14 protein-coding genes are annotated in these 22,083 nt (G+C 45.6%); 7 read left to right on the top strand and 7 right to left on the bottom strand.

Annotation, left to right across the window (positions count from 1 at the left end; all coding sequences use genetic code 11):
* Positions 1-47: 47 nt before the first annotated feature.
* From AC1DV1_RS13195 to AC1DV1_RS13165, 7 genes are all read left to right on the top strand, one after another.
* Positions 48-2,000: an alpha-amylase family protein gene (locus tag AC1DV1_RS13195; RefSeq protein ID WP_477359843.1), complete on the top strand. Its 1,953-nt coding sequence runs from the start codon at positions 48-50 to the stop codon at positions 1,998-2,000.
* A gap of 150 nt (positions 2,001-2,150) precedes the next feature.
* A complete protein-coding gene (locus AC1DV1_RS13190; RefSeq protein WP_477359841.1) occupies positions 2,151-3,005 on the top strand; it encodes a universal stress protein in 855 nt (284 codons plus the stop codon).
* A gap of 530 nt (positions 3,006-3,535) precedes the next feature.
* On the top strand, positions 3,536-4,717 hold the full coding sequence (locus tag AC1DV1_RS13185; protein ID WP_477359839.1) for an acetate/propionate family kinase: 1,182 nt from the start codon (positions 3,536-3,538) through the stop codon (positions 4,715-4,717).
* A 9-nt stretch (positions 4,718-4,726) separates the two neighbouring features.
* Positions 4,727-7,111, top strand: coding sequence for a phosphoketolase family protein (locus AC1DV1_RS13180; protein WP_477359837.1), 2,385 nt, complete (start codon positions 4,727-4,729; stop codon positions 7,109-7,111).
* On the top strand, positions 7,099-7,518 hold the full coding sequence (locus AC1DV1_RS13175) for a hypothetical protein (protein WP_477359835.1): 420 nt from the start codon (positions 7,099-7,101) through the stop codon (positions 7,516-7,518). The genes AC1DV1_RS13180 and AC1DV1_RS13175 overlap by 13 nt, the downstream gene beginning before the upstream one ends.
* Before the next feature lie 2 nt (positions 7,519-7,520).
* The gene (gene glgP / locus AC1DV1_RS13170) at positions 7,521-9,173 is read left to right on the top strand and encodes an alpha-glucan family phosphorylase (protein ID WP_477359833.1); all 1,653 of its coding nucleotides are present in this window, start codon (positions 7,521-7,523) and stop codon (positions 9,171-9,173) included.
* Positions 9,174-9,721: 548 nt separating this feature from the next.
* A complete protein-coding gene (locus AC1DV1_RS13165; protein ID WP_477359832.1) occupies positions 9,722-10,882 on the top strand; it encodes a L,D-transpeptidase scaffold domain-containing protein in 1,161 nt (386 codons plus the stop codon).
* A 42-nt stretch (positions 10,883-10,924) separates the two neighbouring features.
* Here AC1DV1_RS13165 and AC1DV1_RS13160 read toward each other — a convergent pair whose 3' ends face one another.
* The 7 genes from AC1DV1_RS13160 to AC1DV1_RS13130 form a co-directional block, all read right to left on the bottom strand.
* Positions 10,925-12,109, bottom strand: a complete 1,185-nt coding sequence (locus AC1DV1_RS13160) for a chromate transporter (protein WP_477359831.1) — start codon at positions 12,107-12,109, stop codon at positions 10,925-10,927.
* Positions 12,110-12,164: 55 nt separating this feature from the next.
* Positions 12,165-13,250 carry an efflux RND transporter periplasmic adaptor subunit gene (locus AC1DV1_RS13155; protein WP_477359829.1) on the bottom strand — a complete coding sequence of 362 codons (1,086 nt, stop codon included), beginning with the start codon at positions 13,248-13,250 and terminating at the stop codon, positions 12,165-12,167.
* Positions 13,247-16,411 (bottom strand): efflux RND transporter permease subunit, encoded by a 3,165-nt coding sequence (locus AC1DV1_RS13150; RefSeq protein ID WP_477359827.1) that lies wholly within the window; start codon positions 16,409-16,411, stop codon positions 13,247-13,249. Before AC1DV1_RS13150 ends, AC1DV1_RS13155 begins: the two co-directional genes overlap by 4 nt.
* A complete protein-coding gene (locus tag AC1DV1_RS13145) occupies positions 16,408-17,805 on the bottom strand; it encodes a TolC family protein (RefSeq protein ID WP_477359825.1) in 1,398 nt (465 codons plus the stop codon). Before AC1DV1_RS13145 ends, AC1DV1_RS13150 begins: the two co-directional genes overlap by 4 nt.
* Positions 17,806-17,895: 90 nt before the next feature.
* Positions 17,896-18,735: a chromate resistance protein ChrB domain-containing protein gene (locus AC1DV1_RS13140; RefSeq protein WP_477359823.1), complete on the bottom strand. Its 840-nt coding sequence runs from the start codon at positions 18,733-18,735 to the stop codon at positions 17,896-17,898.
* A 197-nt stretch (positions 18,736-18,932) separates the two neighbouring features.
* A complete protein-coding gene (locus AC1DV1_RS13135; RefSeq protein ID WP_477359821.1) occupies positions 18,933-20,828 on the bottom strand; it encodes a PAS domain S-box protein in 1,896 nt (631 codons plus the stop codon).
* 225 nt (positions 20,829-21,053) lie between these two features.
* Positions 21,054-22,004 (bottom strand): helix-turn-helix transcriptional regulator, encoded by a 951-nt coding sequence (locus AC1DV1_RS13130; protein WP_477359819.1) that lies wholly within the window; start codon positions 22,002-22,004, stop codon positions 21,054-21,056.
* Between the last annotated feature and the right edge of the window lie 79 nt (positions 22,005-22,083).

Genomic DNA, 22,083 nt, shown 5'->3' with positions numbered 1-22,083 from the left:
TCGATAGCCTGTTTTATCAACCCATTTTTGGATAAAATTTTATAATCGTGTACAACCATCAATTACATCAGCGGGTTAACAGTATTTTAAACCAATACAACCTTGACATAGCCGGCACCGACAACGCATTTTACATACGGCTGATGACCAGCGCCGATACCATACAAGACCTTTATCACGAGATCTACGGCAGCCATGCGGCTGCGGCACCAGTATTTGAACAACTGCTTTTAAATATCACCAAGGCTTATGCAGCCAGGCCTGCGGTGTTTAAAAATAAAGACGAGGCAAAGATTGCAAAGGACAATTGGTTTTTAAGTAACCAAATTACAGGCATGAGCCTGTATGTAGATAGATTTTGCGGCACATTAAGCAACCTGGGCAATAAGCTGGCCTATTTTGGAAAACTCGGGGTAAATTTTTTGCACCTGATGCCCCTATTTGAAAGCCCGCCCGCTGCAAGCGATGGGGGCTACGCGGTTTCCGATTTCAGAAAAATAGACGAGCGATTTGGATCACTGGCCGATTTAAAGCGGCTGCGCCGGAAAATGGACACCAAACAAATGTACCTCATGACGGATATTGTGCTTAACCATGCATCCAACCAGCATGAATGGGCATTAAAGGCAAAAAGTGGCGACCCTAAATACCAGGATTATTTTTACATGTATGATGACAGGGTAATTCCCGATCAATATGATCAAAGCATGCCCGAAATTTTCCCGGAAAGTTCGCCCGGAAACTTTACTTACATACCGGAGTGTGATAAATGGGTAATGACGGTATTCCATCATTACCAGTGGGATTTAAATTATAGCAATCCGGCTGTGTTCCTGGAGATGTTGGATATTGTATTTTTTTATGCCAACCTGGGTGTAGACATTCTGCGGATTGACGCGCCGGCGTTTATCTGGAAGCAACTGGGTACCAATTGCCAAAACCTGCCGCAGGCGCACGTATTGTTGCGCCTTATTAAGCAATGCGTGTTGGTAGCAGCGCCGGGCCTGGCGCTGCTTGGCGAAGTCATTGTGGCCCCCGCCGAAATCATGAAATACTTTGGCAGCGGACGGTTTGCAGCCAAAGAATGTGATTTTGCCTATAACGCTACCCAAATGGCACTACAATGGGATATGCTGGCTACCGGCGATACCCGTGTAATGCTTGCCGCACAAAACCAATTATTACAAAAACCATACGGCTCCTCATGGATTACGTATACCAGGTGCCATGACGATATTGGTTTAGGTTACGACGATGAAATGATCAGGAAAGCCGGTTATGACCCGTATCGGCACCGCCGGTTTTTGCAGGATTATTATACAGGAAATTTTGTGTCGAGCCCATCGGCAGGCGCTTTATTTTCGGCGAACCCCCAAACGGGCGATGCCCGCATCAGCGGTTCGCTGGCTTCATTATGTGGCCTTGAAAAGGCTATAAAACGTAATGATACTGGGGCAATAAACACCGCCGTTCAAAAAATTTTACTGATGCAGGCACACAGCTTTTTTCTTGGCGGCATACCCATGATTTTTTATGGCGATGAGGTAGGTTATACAAACGACTACTCCTATTTAACCGATGAGGCTAAAAGTTATGATAACCGGTGGATGCACCGCCCGGTAATTGACTGGCATAAAAATGAACTGATAAATACCCTTGGTACGGTCGAAAATATTGTTTTTTCGGGCACTCAAAAGTTAATCGCTATCCGCAAAAAAATACCTGCTGTGGCCGATCATAATAACCTGGCTTGGTTTAAGCCATATAACATTCATGTAGCGGGCTACTCACGGGCCTACAATGGGCAGGTGTTTTATGGGGTATTTAACTTCAGTAATGAAGTATGCTTCCTGTCCTGGGCAGCCTTTGGATTAAACCAGGGCAGTACCACAAAGTTAACGGACCATTGGTCGGGCAAAAACTATAACGTTACCGATAGCGATGACTACCTGATAATTGAGCCCTTTGGTTTTCATTTAATGGGGGCTTTACAGCCTTAATCGCGCAATATTTTTGACGACCATTGGGCAGGCCATGTCCCGCCCAATAGTCGTTTTGATTTTKTAGCAACTATCACCTTGTACCGTGACCATCGTCATAATTTTGCCCCAATAATTTAGCCAATTTTACTCCCGGTTAAACGGCAAAAAATGAAAACATTATTAATTCCTACCGATTTTTCAGAGAACGCCCGGCATGCAGCCGAATATGGCTACTATCTGGCCAAACAAATGAGGGCAAACGTATTACTGTGCAACGCGGTTATTATACCGGCAGAGATACCGCAAGCAGGATTCACGGGCTGGCTTGGGGGAGAAAGCGAATTATTGATGGAAGATAGTACCGATGAGTTACAGCGCTTAAAAGCCCATCTTGAACTCATTGACCGCACAGACACCTTTAGGCCCCAGGTGGGCTATGTAAATGACGCGGGCCGGGTTACAGATGTGGTGAACACCAACTGTTCCGCGGCCGACGTTGCTCTGGTTGTTATCGGGAAGCACGCCGCCAGCGGCTGGAGTGGCTTTTTATTGGCAAACCACACCAACGCGCTTATTGATGCCGCCAAAAAGCCGCTGCTGGTTGTTCCGCCCCAGGCACGTGTAGATATGGTTAAAAAGATTGCTTTCGCCACTGATTTCAACAAAATAGGGAAAGACATTAAATCGATATATGAATTGATAGCATTAGCCCGGCCCCTTAATGCCGAAATTCTGCTAACCCATGTCTACACCGAAAAGCACCATTCTCCCGCACTCCAGTTATTGATAGATCAGTTGCTCACCGAACTATCAAACAAAGCCGACTACCCGCACATTTATTATCGTGCGTTAGAAGATACCACTGCCGAAAGGGGCCTCACCTGGCTTTGCAAACACGGGCAGGTAGATATACTGGCTATGAACCATGGCCCCTATAGCTTTATTGATGATGTTTTAAACTTAAGCCACACACAAAAAATGGCTGCCCACCTTTCGGTTCCCTTGCTGGTTTTCCAGGCGTAATTAGTTTGGAAGCCAGCTGACTAAACGCGTATAATTGGGTTAACATAACTTAACACATTTCAAATATATTTTTTATAAATATTTAATAATCAGCATATTGTATTTAAACATGGTTAACACTAAGTTGATGGTACAATGCAGAAGCATCCAAATGTTTGTGCCTGTTGTTGGTCAACACAATCTCCTTTGGTACCTGTTTCATTTAACCAGGATCAGCAATAAAAACAAGGTATCGTTTGATGCTTATATCTTCCCGACCCTATAAGCTTATTCCGTTAGCGATTATTAAATAACAGCTTATCGCCGTTAAGTATTTAAACGCGTTTGCCGTGATTCTACCACCTTAACATTTACCACAAAATTCTATCACAAATAGACCAGGAAAATTCAAAACATTTCAAAGGCCATCCGGTTGTACCTAAGGATATGATATACATCACTATTTATGGTCATGAGCGTCATTCCCCAAGCCGGTAGTAAGCTATAGCTTTGCATTGTAGTCCATTTTAAAACTGCATGATTAAATAAGTATGGCGGTCTCCTTAAATACTTTTCTGTTAACCATTAATTGCGGTTCATCCAGCCTTAAATTCAGTTTGTACCATTCAAGCTCGCTACAGGAAGAGTTATCGGGCAGTGTAGATGCCATTGGCAGTACAGCAAGTAAACTTGTAATAAGTAAGCAGGAAAAACCGGTACCCGGCCACGCCGGTGGATTTAAAAACCTGGATGCAGCAGTGAAAGCCGTAATCCGTTGGATTAAACAAAGCCAATATAACAATAGCCTGTTGGCTATAGGGCACCGGCTGGTACAGGGCGGGCCAAACCACCGGGCACCGCAACTCATAACAGATGATTTGCTAAAAACCCTGCACCAATATGTTTACCTGGCCCCCAACCATTTGCCCGATGAAATTAAAACCATCAAAGCTTTTCAAAAAGCTTTTACGCAGTTACCCCAGGTAGCCTGCTTTGATACCGCCTTTCACGCCGATATGCCCGACGAGGCTAAATATTACCCCTTGCCCGATAAATACCGGGAACAAGGCCTGCTGCATTATGGCTTTCATGGCCTTTCGTACGAATACATTATGCAAAAACTGGCTGCCGATGGTATTGATGTAAATAAGCAGCATATCATTATCGCGCATTTGGGCAATGGCGCAAGCATGGCCGCGGTCAAAAACGGAATCAGCGTAGAAACTACCATGGGCCTTAGCCCTATTGGCGGCCTGGTAATGGGCACTCGTTCCGGCGATCTTGATCCGGGCGTAGTACTATTCCTGCTGAAACAAGGGCGGTTAACAACCACGCAGCTTGATACACTACTCAGTAAACAATCGGGGTTAAAGGCCATTGCGGGCAAAAGTGATGTGCAGGAATTACTGGGCCTGGCAGCTCATGATGCCAAAGCCCGCGCTGCAATTACCACCTTTTGTTACCAGGCGCGCAAGTTCATCGGTTCGCTGGCCGCAGCTATGGGTGGGTTAGACCTGCTGGTTTTTACCGGCGGCATAGGCGAGCATTCGGCCGTTATCCGGGAAATGATTTGCCGCAACCTGTATTTTTTAGGCATCCGCATCGACGACAAATTGAACAACCATCACAAAGAAAACATAGAATCATCAACAAGTAAGATTAAAGTGATGGTGCTAAAAACTAATGAAGAAGCAATGATTGCACAACATACACAAACCACTATTTTAAAATAAAAACTCACCATGGAAACCGAAATATTAGATATAGAACAGGCTGAATTATCGACCGAACTATTAAGAAAAATACATGCCTACTGGCGCGCGGCAAATTACATATCGGTAGGGCAACTATACCTGCACCACAACCCATTGTTAAAAGAGCCCCTCAAGCTCGATCATGTAAAAAACATGCTGCTGGGGCATTGGGGAACTACACCCGGGCAAAACTTTATTTATACGCACCTCAACCGGATCATTACTCAATATGATCTGAATATGATCTATGTTTCGGGGCCGGGGCATGGTGGCCCGGCTGTTGTTGCCGGCACCTACCTGGAAGGAACATACACAGAAGTTTATCCTGATATTACGCAGGACGAAGAAGGCTTGCGTAAACTGTTTACCCAGTTTTCTTATCCCGGCGGCATATCCAGCCACGCTTCGCCGCAAACGCCGGGCTCTATTCACGAAGGTGGCGAGCTGGGTTATTCCCTTAGCCATTCATTCGGCGCGGTGCTGGATAACCCCGATTTGATTATTGCCTGCGTTGTAGGCGATGGCGAAGCGGAAACCGGCCCGTTGGCTACAGCCTGGCATTCCAATAAATTCCTTAACCCGCTTACCGATGGTACAGTATTGCCTATACTGCATCTGAATGGTTATAAGATATCTAACCCTACGGTTTTAGCCCGCATTACCCACGAAGAGTTGGAGCAGCTGTTTCGCGGCTATGGTTGGAACCCCATTTTTGTGGAAGGCGAAGATCCGGAGCAAATGCATAAGGATATGGCTCTGGCACTTGATTACGCTGTTGACCGTATTAAACAAATAAAATATGATGCCGAACAACCCAATACTGAACGCCCGCGCTGGCCGATGATTGTATTACGGTCGCCCAAAGGCTGGACAGGGCCTAAGGAAGTAGATGGTCATAAAATTGAAGGCAACTTTAGGGCCCACCAAATCCCGCTTGCGGTTTCGGCAAGTACGCCACCGGCACATTTGCAAATGCTGGAAGACTGGATGAAAAGCTATCATCCCGAAGAGTTATTTGATGAGCAGGGTAAGCTGATGCCCGAACTGGCCGAACTGGCCCCAAAAGGCGAACGCCGGATGGGTGCCAATCCGCATACCAATGGCGGCAATTTACTGCGCGACCTGCGCCTGCCCGATTTTAAGGATTATGCCACCGTGGTGGAAAGCCCCGGCGCTGACGGCGAAGGCGATACTTATGTGAGCGGCCGTTTTCTAAGGGATGTGATCAAAGCAAACCAGGAAAAGCGAAACTTCAGGATATTTGGCCCCGATGAAACGGTATCAAACCGGCTGGATGCTGTATTCGAAGTAACCAACCGCCAGTGGGCTGCGCCAATAATTCCGTACGATGAATTCCTGGCGGCAGATGGCAGCGTAATGGAAATGCTGAGCGAGCACCAGTGCGAAGGCTGGCTGGAGGGCTACCTGCTTACCGGAAGGCATGGGCTGTTTAATTGCTATGAAGCCTTTATTCATATCGTCGATTCGATGTTTAACCAGCATGCCAAATGGTTAAAAACAACGCTCGAACTGCCCTGGCGCAGGCGCATAGCATCGCTTAATATCCTGTTAACATCTACCGTTTGGCGGCAGGATCATAACGGCTTTACCCACCAGGACCCGGGTTTCCTGGACCATGTGGTAAACAAAAAAGCCAACATTGTGCGGGTTTATTTACCACCCGATGCCAACTGCCTTTTATCGGTAATGGATCATTGCCTGCGCAGCTATCATTATGTAAATGTTATTGTAGCAGGTAAACACCCGGCACCACAATGGCTTAATATGGAGCAGGCGGTTGAACATTGCACCCGCGGCATAGGCATCTGGAATTTTGCCAGCAACGACCAGGAGGCCGAGCCTGACGTGGTGATGGCCTGTAGTGGCGATGTGCCAACCTTAGAAACGCTTGCAGCGGTTTCGATTTTAAGGGAACACATGCCCGAGCTGAAAATAAGGGTTGTTAACGTGGTAGATTTGTTTAAACTTCAAAAAAGCACCGAACACACCCACGGTCTTAGCGACAAAGATTATAACGCGCTATTTACCAGCGATAAACCTGTGGTATTTGCCTTCCATGGCTACCCATGGCTGGTACATCGCTTAACTTATAACCGCGCCAACAACGTGAATATGCATGTGCGGGGGTATAAAGAGGAAGGAACTATCACCACCTCTTTTGATATGACGGTACTTAACGAAATGGACCGCTTTCACCTGGTGATGGATGTGATTGACCGCCTGCCACAAACGGGCAGCAAAGGCGTTTACCTTAAGCAGCAGCTTACAGATAAGCTAACCCAGCACAAGCAATATATTAAAGCTAACGGCAAGGATATGCCCGAAATACTTAACTGGAAATGGAAACAATAACGCAAGAGATAACCGTTAAGCCCGATATGCATACCTATTACCGCAGCTATTGCGTTGATAGAAATGACACCGGGATAAAAACAATACCGGCAAATGATTTTAAACCGATTAGTTCCCGATTGATAGAACGGAACAACGCAGTTTATACTTTGCAACCGGGATATGACCGCTACTATCAAACAACCAGCCTGGTAGCCGCCATGGAAAAAGCAAAAGAAGGCGCGCTTGCATGCATAGACGCCTTGATTGACCAGGGCGAGACCGGCAAGCCAGCATTGTTGCAATACCGGATAGACCACTACGAGGATTTGCATGTAAACCTGGTTGATGCCAACATTCAATTGGTTGAGCAGGAGATAACAGAGGACAGGTATTTTAAATGGACACCGTATAGGATTAAAGGTTAAATATGCTCAGTAAACAAGAAATATTTGGCTACGAGCCGGATCAAAAATATAAAACACCGGTCGCTTATTTTTCGATGGAATTTGCGGTTGACCAGGCTTTAAAGATCTATAGCGGCGGACTGGGTTTTTTGTCCGGTTCGCATTTAAGGAGTGCTTACGAGTTGAAGCAAAACCTGGTAGGCATTGGTATGCTGTGGAAATATGGTTATTATGACCAGGTAAGGGATGGCAACGGCTTTATGAAGCCGGAATTTATTGAAAAGCACTATTCCTTTTTACAGGATACAGGCATTCTTTTTACTGTACAGGTGCATGGCGCGCCTGTACATGTCAAAGCCTGGTTGCTAAAGCCCGAAACATTTGGTACCGCACCCTTATTTTTATTGAGTACCGATGTTCCGGAAAACGATGAATTATCAAGGTCTATCACCCACGTACTCTATGATGCTAACGAGGCAACCCGTATCGCGCAAACTATTGTATTAGGTATTGGCGGCGCTACGCTGCTGGATATTTTAGGTTTTGAACCGGATGTTTACCACATGAACGAGGGGCATTCGGTATCGCTAAACTTTTACCTGTACGCCAAATATAAAAACCTGGAAGAAGTAAGGAAACGGGTGGTTTTCACCACCCATACACCAGAAATGGCCGGTAACGAAGCGCATAGCTACGAATTACTAAAAGAGATGTCGTTTTTTTATCATTTACAGGAGCACGAAGTAAAATCGTTATTGGGAATGGAAGGAGAAAATTTTAATTATACCCTGGCCGCCCTTAAATTTTCACGTAAAGCAAATGGCGTATCCAGGCTTCACGGCGAAGTAGCGCGGCAAATGTGGGGCAATAATACAGGTGTTTGCGAAATTATATCCATCACCAATGCGCAAAATAAAACCTATTGGCATGATGCTGCTTTAGATGACGCCATTGCTACTCATGATGATGAAGCTATAATTGCCCGTAAAAAAGCAATGAAGCTTGAGTTGTTTAGCGTGGTGGCAAACCAGTGCGGCAAACTGTTTAATCCCAACGTGCTCACCATTGTGTGGGCGCGGCGTTTTGCCGGCTATAAGCGGGCCGACCTGGTAATGCAGGACTGGGACAGATTTTTGGCCATCGTAAGTAATACTAAATACCCCGTCCAATTTATCTGGGCCGGCAAGCCGTACCCGGAGGATGAAAGTTCTATCGCCTTGTTTAACCACATCATTGAGCGTGCCCGCCCATTTGCAAATTGTGCCGTGCTTACCGGTTATGAACTGCATTTATCGGCCTTGCTAAAAAAAGGGTCGGATGTGTGGCTCAACAATCCCCGGATGTACCGCGAGGCATCAGGCACCAGCGGTATGACTGCGGCCATGAATGGCAGTATTAATCTTTCGCTTCCCGACGGCTGGGTACCTGAGTTTGCAAACGATCAAAAAAACTGTTTCGTAATTCAGCCTGCATCCAACCAACTACAGGTGCATGAAAAAGACAGCCAGGAAAACAGGAACCTGATGGATGTGCTCGAAAAAAAGGTAGTGCCTATGTATTATGGCGCTCCAAAAAAATGGTTAGGCATCATGAAACAGGCGGCCGCGGATGTGGTACCCGCATTTGAAGCCGGGCGATTGGCCGCTGAATATTATGAGAAAATGTATAAACTGTAGTAGCTTAGTAATTGTGTCGAAATAGCTTCAGCAAAAGCCCACTCTAAATAGCGTAGCTTTTATGAGCACCAAAGACAACCAAATCGCGTATAATCTCTCCGGTAGGTTACCGTGTACCCACATTTTTTTAACAAAAGAAATTGTCATTTCGATAGAGCTTGAGTGGGAAAGAGCGGGGCGCGAAAGAGAAATCCTGAACGCCCTGTATTACAACAAGTCCCTCGGGATGCAAATCGCTCAAGATTTCTCCTCACCCCACTCGCGCAACCCATCGCAGGTTCGTTCGAAATGACACCGTTTTTGTTTAGTGATGAGATCCAAAGACGTGGGTACACGGTAGCCCGGAAGGGGAAACTTTAGCTTCGCAATCGATAAAACAATTTGCTGCCCCAGTTAAAGTGCCTAAACTATTTTTTTAATATTACTTATCAGCCTCCCTGGCTGTTTTAAGGATTTACGTTTGTGCTCAATATCAGTTTTTACAATGACGGACATCATAAATACCAACCCATTTTACAATGATCTTTACAAAGCTAAAACCAAATAAAATGCAAAAATATCATCGCTTGTTTTTCTTTTCGGCAGGAGTAACTTTGTTGTTATTGTTAATTGGCGCTGCACCAAAGGCCGCAGTATACAATGCCCGAAAAGATACATCCGTAACAACCACTATAAAAAGCCAGCTGGCGGTACACCGCAAAGAATTATACTTTCCAAACAGTGTTCAACGCTTTTACCGGCAAACAGGCTTCAGGCTGGCATGGATAGCGCCCGACACCGTTAAAACTCATGCTACCGATGCTATGCTGTTACTTGATTGTGTGGTTACCTACGGACTAAAACATTTGGATTATCACCCAGATCAGTTATTGTACGATAAGTTAAAGTTACTCAGATCAAGCTCAAGCCCGGTTAGCAACAGGCAAAAAGCAATGTTCGACATCCTGTTAACCGATGCAATCCTCGCTTTCGAAAACAACCTGCGTTATGGCCGGCTTAACCCGAATTACCCTGACTCAAAAATCGACTCGGGAATTAAAAACGGGTTTAATGCCGAAAAGGTGCTGATTAACGCACTTAAAAGCCAGCAATTTGAAAAAGAGATTAGCAACGTACAACCTCAAACCAAGGCTTATGCTTCCTTGAAACATCAAATGTATTTGATGAAAGGGCTATATGAACTGGATTGTTATGAATTTAGCGTAGCCGACGTGCAACGGGTAGCCATCAATATGGAGCGCCTGCGCTGGTACAGCACCAGGAAAAAAACAGCAGTAGATATAAATATCCCTTCAGGTATATTAACTGTACATACCAAAACAGGCGATCAATACTTCAAAATAAAAATAGACAAGCCGGGCATGGATCTGTTGGCAGCTGGCCTGGATTATTCGGCTATAAATATCACCACCAATAAAGGGCGAATTTTTTTACAGATAAGCAAGCCTGCATATCAAAAGCCGGGAGAATTAACTATAAACCCGGTTGTTAACCAGGCCAGGCAGGATACCACTGCTATACCGGTTACCGTTGCACATGGGGCCAAACTTGCCGCACAGCTATCAAACATTAGCAAAAAGCAACCCATTCCGGTCTCGCTTACTTACCTCACCTGCGATATCCGCAACGGGCAGCTGGTTACCTATAAAGATATTTTTTATGCGGACGCACGATTGAAAAAAGCCTTGTATAAAGTTAGCAAGCCTTAATCAGTCCACCTACGGCGGAAATTTCACACCGGCTTAAGCATTTTAATTGCTGATTTTGATGATTAACCCGATAACAGCGGCAACACCAATTACATAAGGCTCTTGTAGCTTTTTGATATAGATAAGCGCAACTATGGTAGCAAAAGCAATCAGTGCTGTCGGAATATCGACAATTGACCGTAGTCCGATAATAATTACCGACCCTACCAAAGCGCCTATTACCGATGCGGTGATGCCCTCTACAAATGCTTTGATGCTGGTATTTTTGGCGATCTTTTTAAAGGATGGCGCTAAGGCGACGGTGAATAAATAACAAGGTAAAAAAGTAGCCAAAGCTGCCACACAAGCGCCCGGAAAACCGGCAACAAGGTAACCGATAAACCCAACTGTGATAACCACGGGCCCCGGTGTTATCATAGCTACGGCAACCGCATCTACAAATTGGTTTTCTGTTAGCCAGCCAAATTCTTTTACCACGCCGCCATGCAAAAACGGCACAATTGCCAGCCCGCTGCCAAATACAAACGCACCCGCTTTTGCAAAAAACCAGGCAATCTCCTGCAAGGTTTTGCCGTCATATTTCCAGAAACCGGTACTTATTAATATTCCGGCTGGTAGTACCGCCGGCTTTTTGATCCACTGGGGCGGCGCTTTGATAACCATATACACAATGCCGCAGCCCAGGAACAATAGTATTTCTTCTCTTTCGGTAATAACCGTAATCACAACGCCGGCGATATAAAAAAGCCAAAGCAGCCATTTGGATTTCATGGCAGCAGGTTCAAACTTACTGATAGATTTTACGGTTAGTTTATAAGCGCTCATTGCGATGATACCAATAACCGCTGCGCCTACCCCATAAAATACCGCCTGCATCCAGGTTAAGCCGCCGTAAAGCTGGTAGGCCATGCCTAACAATACAACCATGATAAATGACGGAATAACAAAAGCCAGGCCCGTAAGCGTTGCACCAATGAGCCCATAGTGAACAAAGCCGATATAGATACCCAATTGAGCCGCTAAAGGCCCGGGAGCCAGTTGCGCTAATGCCAAACCTTCTTTGTACTCTTCGGCCGTTAGCCAGCCTTTTTGCTCAACAAGATCGCGCTGCATATACCCTACCAAAGCTACCGGGCCGCCAAAACCCCAGGTGCCCAGTTTTAAAAAGTATTTTGTAATATCCAGCAAAGAATAAGCCGGTGGTTGTTTTGTTAATTGCTCTTCCATGGATATTTCTCCTCGCTGTGCATATTTTGCCTGAATACAGTATTTACCTTTTTAACTATTGCTTTACCTGCACAGTTGTACCCTCTTTCAATTCCTCATTGGCCTGCGCCACCAGCTGGTCGCCGGGTTTCAAATCGCCGGCTATCTCGGTTTTTTCCTTGCCGGTAAAACCGGTTTTTACATCTACCCATTGGGTTTTCCCGTTTACCACCCTGATCACAAACTTACGTTCCTGGGTAGATACCACTGCTTTAAACGGCACCAGGAAACCTTCTTTGGGACGGCTAACCGGCAATACAATTTGGGCGAACATGCCGGGTTTAAGTAAACCGTTAGTATTTGGGAAGGTAAGCTCCCAGGTTTCGCTTCGGGTTTGAGGGTCAATGGCATCTGATTTTCGTGCCAGTTTGGCTTTAAATACCTGGCCCGGATTGGCCGATACCGTAAAACTTGCTTCATTATCTTTTAGCGTGGTGGAATTATACGCTTCAGGCACGGCCACATCGACCCTTAAAGACGAGTTATCCTCTACACGAAACAGCAGCGTTTTACCGGTATTATCTACAAAATCTCCTTTAAATATGTTCCTGGCTGTAACCACACCGTTAAAAGGCGACCGGATCACCAGGTAATCCTCCATCGCTTTATTGGCCTCGGTAGCCGAACGGGAAGCCTGGTATACAGCACTATCCGTACGCATTTGGTTGCGCGCAATTTCCAGCTCGTTATCAGCCACAGCGCCGGGCGTTTGCGCTGCTTTTAGTAACCTTAAATAAGTTGATTTGCTGGATTCATATTTAGACCTGGTGCCCATACTGTTACTTTGGCTTTGCGCTTGCGCCGCTTTTAATTCGGGAGCATCAAGGATGCATAAAACCTGGCCTTTAGTAACTTTTGAGCCGATATCAACTTTTACTTCCTTTACATAGCCCGGTGTGCGGGCATAAATATTGGCGCGATCGAAAGGAATAATTTCCCCGGTGAGGTTCAGTTTGTTCGCAATGGGCTCTGGTTTCAGCGTTAACAATTTAACCACAGGCTTCTCTGGCGGGCCTTGCGGCGTTGCTTTTTCAACCTGGTTACCCCCGCAAGCCGACAGCAAGCAAGCCGGGATTAAGAATATATATTTTATAACTTTCATGATTGATTTTCGGTTAGGGATTGATATTTGCTTTGCGGATCATCCGGGTCTAAAGAGATAACAGGCACCGGACGGTTACCAACGGACCACTGGTAAATTAACGGTAAAACGATGAGGCTGGAGACCATGGAGAAAATGAGGCCGCCTATAACAGCTGTACCCAAAGGCGATGTCTGGTCGCCCCCCTCGCCTAAGCCTAAGGCCATCGGCACCATTCCGGCAATCATCGCTAAGCTGGTCATCAGGATGGGCCTCATCCGGTCTTTAATTCCCTGCAAATAGGGATCTTCCTGTTTTTCGCTTCTATATTTTTCTGCCTGGGTCACAAACAGGATGGCGTTGGCCACAGCCACACCCACGGCCATGATACAGCCCATATAGGATTGTATGTTCAGTGTTTTGCCACAGATCCATAGCAACAGCAGGCTACCGGCTAAAATGCCTGGAATAACCGAGATGATCACCAGCGATAACCTGAACGACTGGAAGTTTACGGCTAATAACAGAAAAATTACCACAATAGCCAGCAAAATACCATTCTGCAACTCCTGGAAAGTTTGTAAAAAAACTTCGGCCTGGCCCGGCTGTTGTATTTTCATGCCATCGGGTAGTTTTCCGGTTTCATTGATGATCTTATCAATATCGTTAATGGCCGAACCCAGCGCTTTACCTTGCAAATTGGCGGTAATGGTAATAAAGCGTTTTTGATTTAAGCGGTCAAGCTCGCCTTCGGTATTGCCCATTTTCCAGGTTGCTACATCGCGCATATAAACCTGTTTGCCGTTATTGGAGCTCAATAAAATATTATCCACCTGCGCGGGATCGTTCATTACCTGCTCAGGTATCTGCACCTGTACCTGGTAAGCTGTTCCGGCTGTTTTATCTACCCAATAATTGGGCTGCGTAAAACGGCTGGATGAAGTTGCCGCAGCCAGCGATTTCCCGGCATCCTCAACAGTAAGGCCTAATTGCCCCAGCTTTACCCGGTCAAATTCAATTTTCATGGCCGGATAACCCTGCGGGGCGCTATAAGCCACATCGCGCAGGTACTGCAGGGTTTTCAAACGTTCAACAATCTTTTTCCCAAACTGGCGGTCCTGTGCCAGGCTTTTACCTAAAACCTGTACCTGTATAGGTGTGCCAGTTCCCTGGCTCATCACCTGGCCCACCAAATCTGCCGGCTCAAAAGAAATATGCGCTCCGGGCATTTGCACACTTACCGCCTGGCGTACCTTTTCCCTGAAATCATCCAGTTTAATGCCCGAGCCTGAGATAAATTTCACCTTTAGCAGAGCTTCTTCGGGCCCGCTGGTCCACAGGTGAATAACGCTCACCGGGTAACTTGAACCCACCAAACCAACATAGGCGGACGATATCGCGATTTTATTGCCACCAGACAGGCTATCAACCAGGTGCAGCAATTGTTTTGTATTTGCCTCCGTCCGTTCAATACGTGTTCCTTCGGGCAACCTTAGCCTTACCTGGAACTGCCCGGCATCAACTTTAGGAAATAATTCTTTACCAACTGTAAAAAAAAGCAAAGCCACCAGGCCAAATGAAAGGGCCAGGTAAACGGGTATCAGGATGTTTCTGCCCGGCGAAAGCCGGTTAATCAGCCTTCCATGTCGTTCTTTAAAACGGGCCATGCGCTTGCCTTCTTTTGCGGTTTCGGCCGGCTGGTCTTTAAACAACCAATTGGCAACAACCGGCACAAATGATTGTGATAACAGGAACGAGGCGATCATGGCAAAACCAACAGCCAGCGAAAGCGGCAGGAACATGGCTTTAGGAATACCCGACATAAAGAAAGCCGGGAAGAATACCGCCAGGATACAAAGCAGGATTAATAATTTGGGCAAGGCAATTTCTTTACAGGCTTCTAAAATGGCCCGCCCCTTCAGTTCGCCTTTTTCCTGGTGATGATGTATATTTTCTATCGTTACGGTGGCTTCATCTACCAAAATACCTATGGCCAGTGCCAGGCCGCCAAGTGTCATGATGTTGATGGATTGTCCAAAAAGTTTGAGGCAGATAACCGCCGAAAGCAAGGCCAGCGGAATAGTTAAAACCACGATAAGCGAACCACGCCAATCGCGCAGAAATAACAATACCATAAGGCCGGTAAGCAAAGCGCCTAAGATGCCCTCCGTCATTAGGCTTTTTAATGAATTGATAACATAGCCCGATTGATCAAACTCATAACTTACTTTAATATCCGGTGGTATGGCGGCCTGCATATCCGGCAACGCAGCTTTCACTTTTTGTACTACATCCCAGGTTGAGGCATCGGCCCTTTTGGTAACGGGGATATAAACCGAACGTTTGCCATTGATTAATGCATAACCTGCTGTAATATCGGCTCCATTATCCACCTGTGCCAGGTCATGTACATAAACGGCCGGGCCGCTGCCAGTTTTTACCGGGATATTGCCCAGGTCCTGTATATTATCTACCACCGTATTTTGAGGGGCAATTAGCATCTGATCGCCCACACGAAGGTTACCCGCCGGCAGGATAGTGTTCCCTTTGGCAATGGCCGTTACCAATTCTTCGGGACTGATACCATAGCTCCTTAGTTTATTGGGATCGGCCTTGATGAGCACAGAACGCTGGTTACCGCCAAACGGCGGCGGGGCCGAAACACCTGGCAGGGTGGAGAACATGGGCCGTACTTTAAATAGGGCCAGATCTGATACCTCGCCCAATGACCTGGTTGGGCTGCTGAAAACCAGCTGGCCAACGGCCACGCTGCCCCCGTCAAAGCGGGTTACAAATGGCGATACCGTACCGGGAGGCATAAAAGCGCGCGCCCGGTTTACCATTGATACAACCTCGCCGGTGGCCTGCCCCATATCGGTGCCCTCGTAAAAATTCAATTTTAATAAAGTAACCCCTTGTATGGTTTTGCTTTCTACAGATTTAATACCGGTTACATACAAAAAGTGGTACTCATAATAGGAAGTTACAAACCCTTCAATCTGTTCGGCAGATAGCCCGCCGTAAGTTTGTGCCACGTAAATGGTGGGGGTACCAAGCTTCGGGAAAATATCTACCGGCATGGTACGTATAGATACCACCGCGAAAAAAACGATGGCAATAACGGCTACAACAATGGTGACCGGTTTTCTTAATGAGGCGTATAAAAACTGGATGATGTTCATTTGCCGTATTGATTTAAAAACAGGTTCAGGTTGCCACTGTAGGCCGCTTCATTTAATAATGCCCGCCATGCACTGTAATAAGCGATGCTGACTGTAGCTGCCGACTGAAATAATAATTGCTGTGCCTGTATCACATCATAATAATTAATAAGGCCCGACTTATATCTTGATTGAATACCCTTGTAGGTATACTCGGCCGAGTGTAATTGCTGCGGGGCAAGCTGTGCCGATTGCAGCGCCCTTTGAAAGTTGGATGCGGCAATTTCTTTTTGCGTATTAAGGTGCAATTCCGTTTGCAAAAGTTGCTCACGGCTTGATGCGGTAATGAGTTCCTGTTGTTTCCATAGGGGCTTCTGCCTGAAAACTTCCAATATCGGGAAAGCAATTTGTGCCCCCACGCCATAATTATAACGCTGAAAACGCCAGCCGTCGCCGGAGTTTACCGAACCATCGGCACCAATGCCCGATCCCCGGCCATAACCGGTGCTCCACAGGGTTAATTTGGGCAGGATACTTCGCTTTAATGATATTAACGCCAGTTCATTAGCATTTACGTTGGCCTGTCCCAATTGCACTTCGGGGTGGCTGGTTGTTATGGTATCAATTAAAGCAATTACCGGTAGATTTTTAAAAAGCGAAGTATCAACCACCAGGCCGGCCGGTAAATGACCACCTACCAGTTCCTTAAGCGCTATCAATGTTGAATCCTGTTGCCTTTCAAAAGCTATTAGCTGCATTTGGGCCCTGGTATACTCCGAATGAAAGGATGAAGAATCGGTTCCAGGCCGCAAACCGCTTATCACCAGGGTTTGGGCCTGTTTTAAATTAAAAGCTGCTTTATCAATATTGGACCGGTAAACTTTAATCAGATCGCTAACCAGCAAATAATTTAACCAGGCGCCAATCACATTTACCTGGTGCTGAAACAGGGTTAAGTTCTCGTCTGCCTGCCCGTATTTCAATCTGCCTTTAGCTAGGTCAACCTCGGCACCACGCTGGCCAAAAGTAATGGGTTCCCATTGCAGGTTAAGCGCGGCTGCGCTGCCCGGCACACCGCTATAATCGTTGCCCTTGCTTGGCGGCCCGCTGATGGGTGTAATAAACTGCGGATAAACCATGCCGGTAATATTGTTGGCGGTTGCATAATCTACCTGGTACGATGCGTTTAGCGACGGAATAATGCCATTCTGCTTATACTTTACAGCGTATTGTAAGGCCTGGGTTTGCAATTTTTTTGCTTTTATCAAAGGATAATTAGCCGTTGCAGTATGCAGCAGGGAATCAAGATAGGGCTTACTTTGCTGCCCCAAAGTTTGCCTGGGAAGTAAAAAACAAAAAAGCACACCTGCAAGCATGCTGATTTTTGGAAAGGCGGATAAATCGGGATATTTCATAGCTGGAAAACCAGTGCTGTATATGTAGGCGCAATACTATGGCAATTTACTACTTTAAAATAGAACAGATTTTACCGAATAGAATCTGCTTTACTTTTTTACCAGGTTTTTTTTGTATTCAGACGCCCTCATCCCCATTTGTTTTTTGAAGATCCGGTTAAAATGGCTTTGGTCCGAAAATCCGGTGAGGTACGCAATCTCTGTTAAAGCGTAATCGGTGGTTTCCATCAGGTTTATTGACTTTTCGATACGCATTTTACGGATATAGTCGCCGAATGATAAATTTTCGAAGTACCTGGAAAACTCCCGCGACAGGTAGGCCGGGTTAATCTTCAGTTCTTCTGATACCTGTTGCAAGCTTAAGCTCATATTGGTATCAATTTGGTCCTGGATCATCTCCTTGATCTCTTTTGCCCACGCGGGCGCTTTTTTTGAGCCTTGCTGTTTTAAGTATTTATTAAAAACTTCCAGCAAAAGGAATTCTACCGGCTCCTGGATATGTTTTTGCTCGTACAGGTATTTGGCCCAGGTGTATAAACCATCGTAAACTTTTATACCCAGCTCCAGCAATTCGTGGTCRTCCGGAATATTTTTTGATAATCCTAAAAAGATTGCCGACAAACCCGATGCCTGGGGGGCAAAATCATGCCTATCCGTATCGGCACCGCGAACAATGGCGGCAATGCGGTCAAGCGCGATATCCTTAAGCTGATGTTTTTTTATAAAATAATCAAAGCTACACTGGTCGTCGTAATGCGTGTACTCCACACCCGGAAGATCAAAAGGAATGGCATTTAAGACCGCAGCCTGCGAAATCACCTGGTCTACCGGTACATAAATAATTTCGGCATCGGGATCAATAAAGCGTTTGATGAGCCAGGGACAGGCTATGCGGTCAATCTTCGGATGTTGGCGGGTTATCCATTTCATTTCGTCACCAAAGTTAGAAATCTAATCCTTTTTATAGCAACGGATTCCCTGGCGACTATCCGGGGATAATCGTAACAAATTTGTTCAAATCAACAGAAACGGAAAAGAAAGCAGTTAACGTTTATTCAGAAATCTTTATAGTAAAAGTACCGCCGATGTTTGATCAATTGTTGACTATAGTGCCAGCTACCTCACGATCAGTCCAATGGCAACGAAAAAAAGAAAGTAGAGCCCTTGCCGCTTTCACTCTCTACCCATATTTTACCGTTGTGCCTTTTAATAATTTCGGCACTTAGGTATAAGCCGATACCGAAACCCGAAACGTGACGCAAGTGTTTGTTTTCAACCCGGTAATACCTGTCAAATATCCGGTGAATATCTGGTGGTTTAATACCAATGCCTTCGTCTTTTATACTTACAACCACCGTTTTGCCGTCAATTTTACAATCAACATCAATCAGTTTGCCCTTTGGCGAATACTTAACTGCGTTACTGATGAGGTTGGAAATCACCGAACTTATTTTATCCCGGTCGGCATTTACGGCTATGTCATCACATCCCGTCAAACTAAAGCTGTGACTATTAACAGTGAGCCTTATTTCGTCCAGATTTTCCTGTAGCAACTGACCGAGGCCGAAAGACTCTTTTTCAACGAATAACTGCCCCGACTCCAGCCGCGAAATATTTAGAAAACCGTTAATCATACTGGTCATTTTCCTAACCTGCCTATTAGCGTTTTCCATCGCCCCGGATAAAAACTCATCCTGGTTATGCCTTAGCTTGCTTGTGCCCACCTGTATAATGGCGCTAAGCGAGGTGAGCGGCGTTTTAAGTTCGTGGCTAACCATCCCGATAAAATCATTCTTACGCTGCTCTTCCTGCTTTTTTTCGGTGATATCCCTTGCTATTTTAGATAAACCAATAATATTACCGTTTGTATCCCTAATAGGCGAAATTGTTAAAGAAATATCAAGCAGGCCTCCGTTTTTGTTGAGCCGGATAGTTTCAAAATGTTCTACACGCTCGCCTTTTTTTAACCTGGCCAGTATACGGGGTTCCTCATCCTGGCGGTCGGGAGGGATAATTTTATAAATCGTTTGCCCTATCATTTCATCTGATGTATAGCCAAACATTCGTTCGGCTGCCACGTTCCAGCTGGTTATCACGCCTTCCGGCGTTTTGCTAATGATGGCATCGTCAGAAGATTGAACAATTGCTGCCAGTTTCGCGCTTTTTTCTTCGGCTTGTTTAATATCTGTAATGTCGAGTGTAATGATCAGGCCCGCATCTACTTCGTCCATTTCATTTTTTAACGGCACAAAATGAACAATATAAAACTCGCTGGTACCAGTTTTCCATTCAATCGAAAACTGCTCCCCGCCGATAACTCTTTCATATAGAGGCCTGGAAACTTCGTAGCTTCCGGGCGATACTTCTGCGGGGTGCCTGCCTTCATACCCCTCGCGGTTAAAGCCCATTTTTTCCATAATATCCCCCTCTATCGTCACATATCTGTGGCTCCTGTCAATCACCATTATTAATGATCCGGGAATATTCAGCGCGATGGAGCGGAACAATTTCTCGCTTCGCTGCAGGCTGGCCTGGGTTTCAACCAACGCATCATTGGTGGCCGCCAGTTCTTCATTGGCCGCGGCCAGCTCTTCGTTGGCGGCGGCAAAGTCTTCATTGGTAATGGCCAGTTCTTCATTAAGGCCTTGGGTATTATATTCCAGCAACCATACCGCCAGCCTAACAACACCGCCTTCCTTGTTCTTGATGGGCGAATAAACAAAACTAACTGTTGCCGTTTCTTTTCCATCTCCATTAACCCGCCTGATTTCCCGTTCCCGGGTACTAAACGGGYGGCCCTCATGAACAGCTTGTATCAGAACGGTTTCCTCATTATCAAATCTTTCTAACGGAAATATCTCCCGGTAGCGCATTCCTAAAACTTCATGTTCCAACTTCCCGGTCAGTTTCAAAAAATGGGTATTAACCGTTTCAACCAACAGGCTTGCGGCATTTACTATGCAAATACCCACCGGCGCATTCTGCACTACGTAGGTCAAATTGTACTCGTCGATAATTTGCATAGTGTGAGCGCATTTGCTGCGAAGGTAAAGATAGCTGAATATCAGTTAGTATCGCCTTTAAAAGTTACTTATCCGTTGACGCATAGTTGCACAAGGATAAATCATTGCATTTGGAAATATAACTGCGCAACTTAAGTACGGTAATTGTGATTTTTCCTAAATTTTGGCATTTCACCAGCAGCCTTAGGGGATGGCTACAAATTGCAATACATGTCGCCTCCATTTTTACTCAACCAGCGACAACATAAAAACAAACAGTCCTAAAAGCTTATTAATTTTACTGGGCAGGTAACCAAATTTTTTTTTGAATGCCGTAGTAAAATGATGAGCGTTTTTATACCCTACCTCAAAAGCAACCTCCCTTACCGGTTTCCCGTTTTTTAAAAGACGTTTCGCTTTATCCATCCGCAAATCATATAAATAGCCAAAAACCGTTGTCCCAACAACTTCCTTAAATCCTTTTTTTAGTTTAAAATCATTGAGGCCTACTTTATGCGCCAGTTCGATAAGCGAACAGGGGTTTAGCAGATTTCCTTCCACTATGGTTTTGGCCTGGTTAATGCGCTCCAGGTCATGCATTTTCAAAAACGAGCTGGCCGGCTGGCTGGCTAAAGCCGCTATTTGTTCCAATTCAAGGAAAAGTAATTCCAATGCCTTCGCTTCAAAATAAATATGATGGTTCCCCCTTCTATCAATATTAAGCATTATATCCCGGATAGCCTGGCTCATTTGCAGCGTGGTTGGCCTGCTTGCTTGTAATAACTCCAACTGCCCGGGGTCCAATACTCCCGGCATGCTCTTTTTTAAACTATCGCCCAGGAAACAAACAACGAAGAACAACAAGTTACCTTGAAGGGTTGCCTTAACTTTTAGATGCCCGGGCGACAAAAGGCAACAATGTTCTGCTTCACAAAATGTAAGGTGCGCTAAACCCGGTTGAGATTGTCCTGATAAAGTAAAGGCTATCATCATGCATTGGGTGTTAATCTCCACAGTAACCGGGCATGGTTTATTGCCATCGAAATCGATCACAAAGAAGCGGATATTGGGTAACTCTGTAGTTATCATACTTACGCACCCCCAGTTCCCGGTTTGATTAAATACAATTTTATCAGTTAAAAGAGCATTGAAATGGTAAACATAATCATCCGATAAGGTAGCAGTAATCCTGATCATTATTAATCCGTATAGCGTTTATTAAAATCCCGCTGGCGTTATCATGCACCCGAGAAATCATTCAAATTTGCATCATTAT

Source organism: Mucilaginibacter sp. P4_D1, from assembly GCF_056401935.1.
This window is presented reverse-complemented; position numbering and strand designations above follow the sequence as displayed.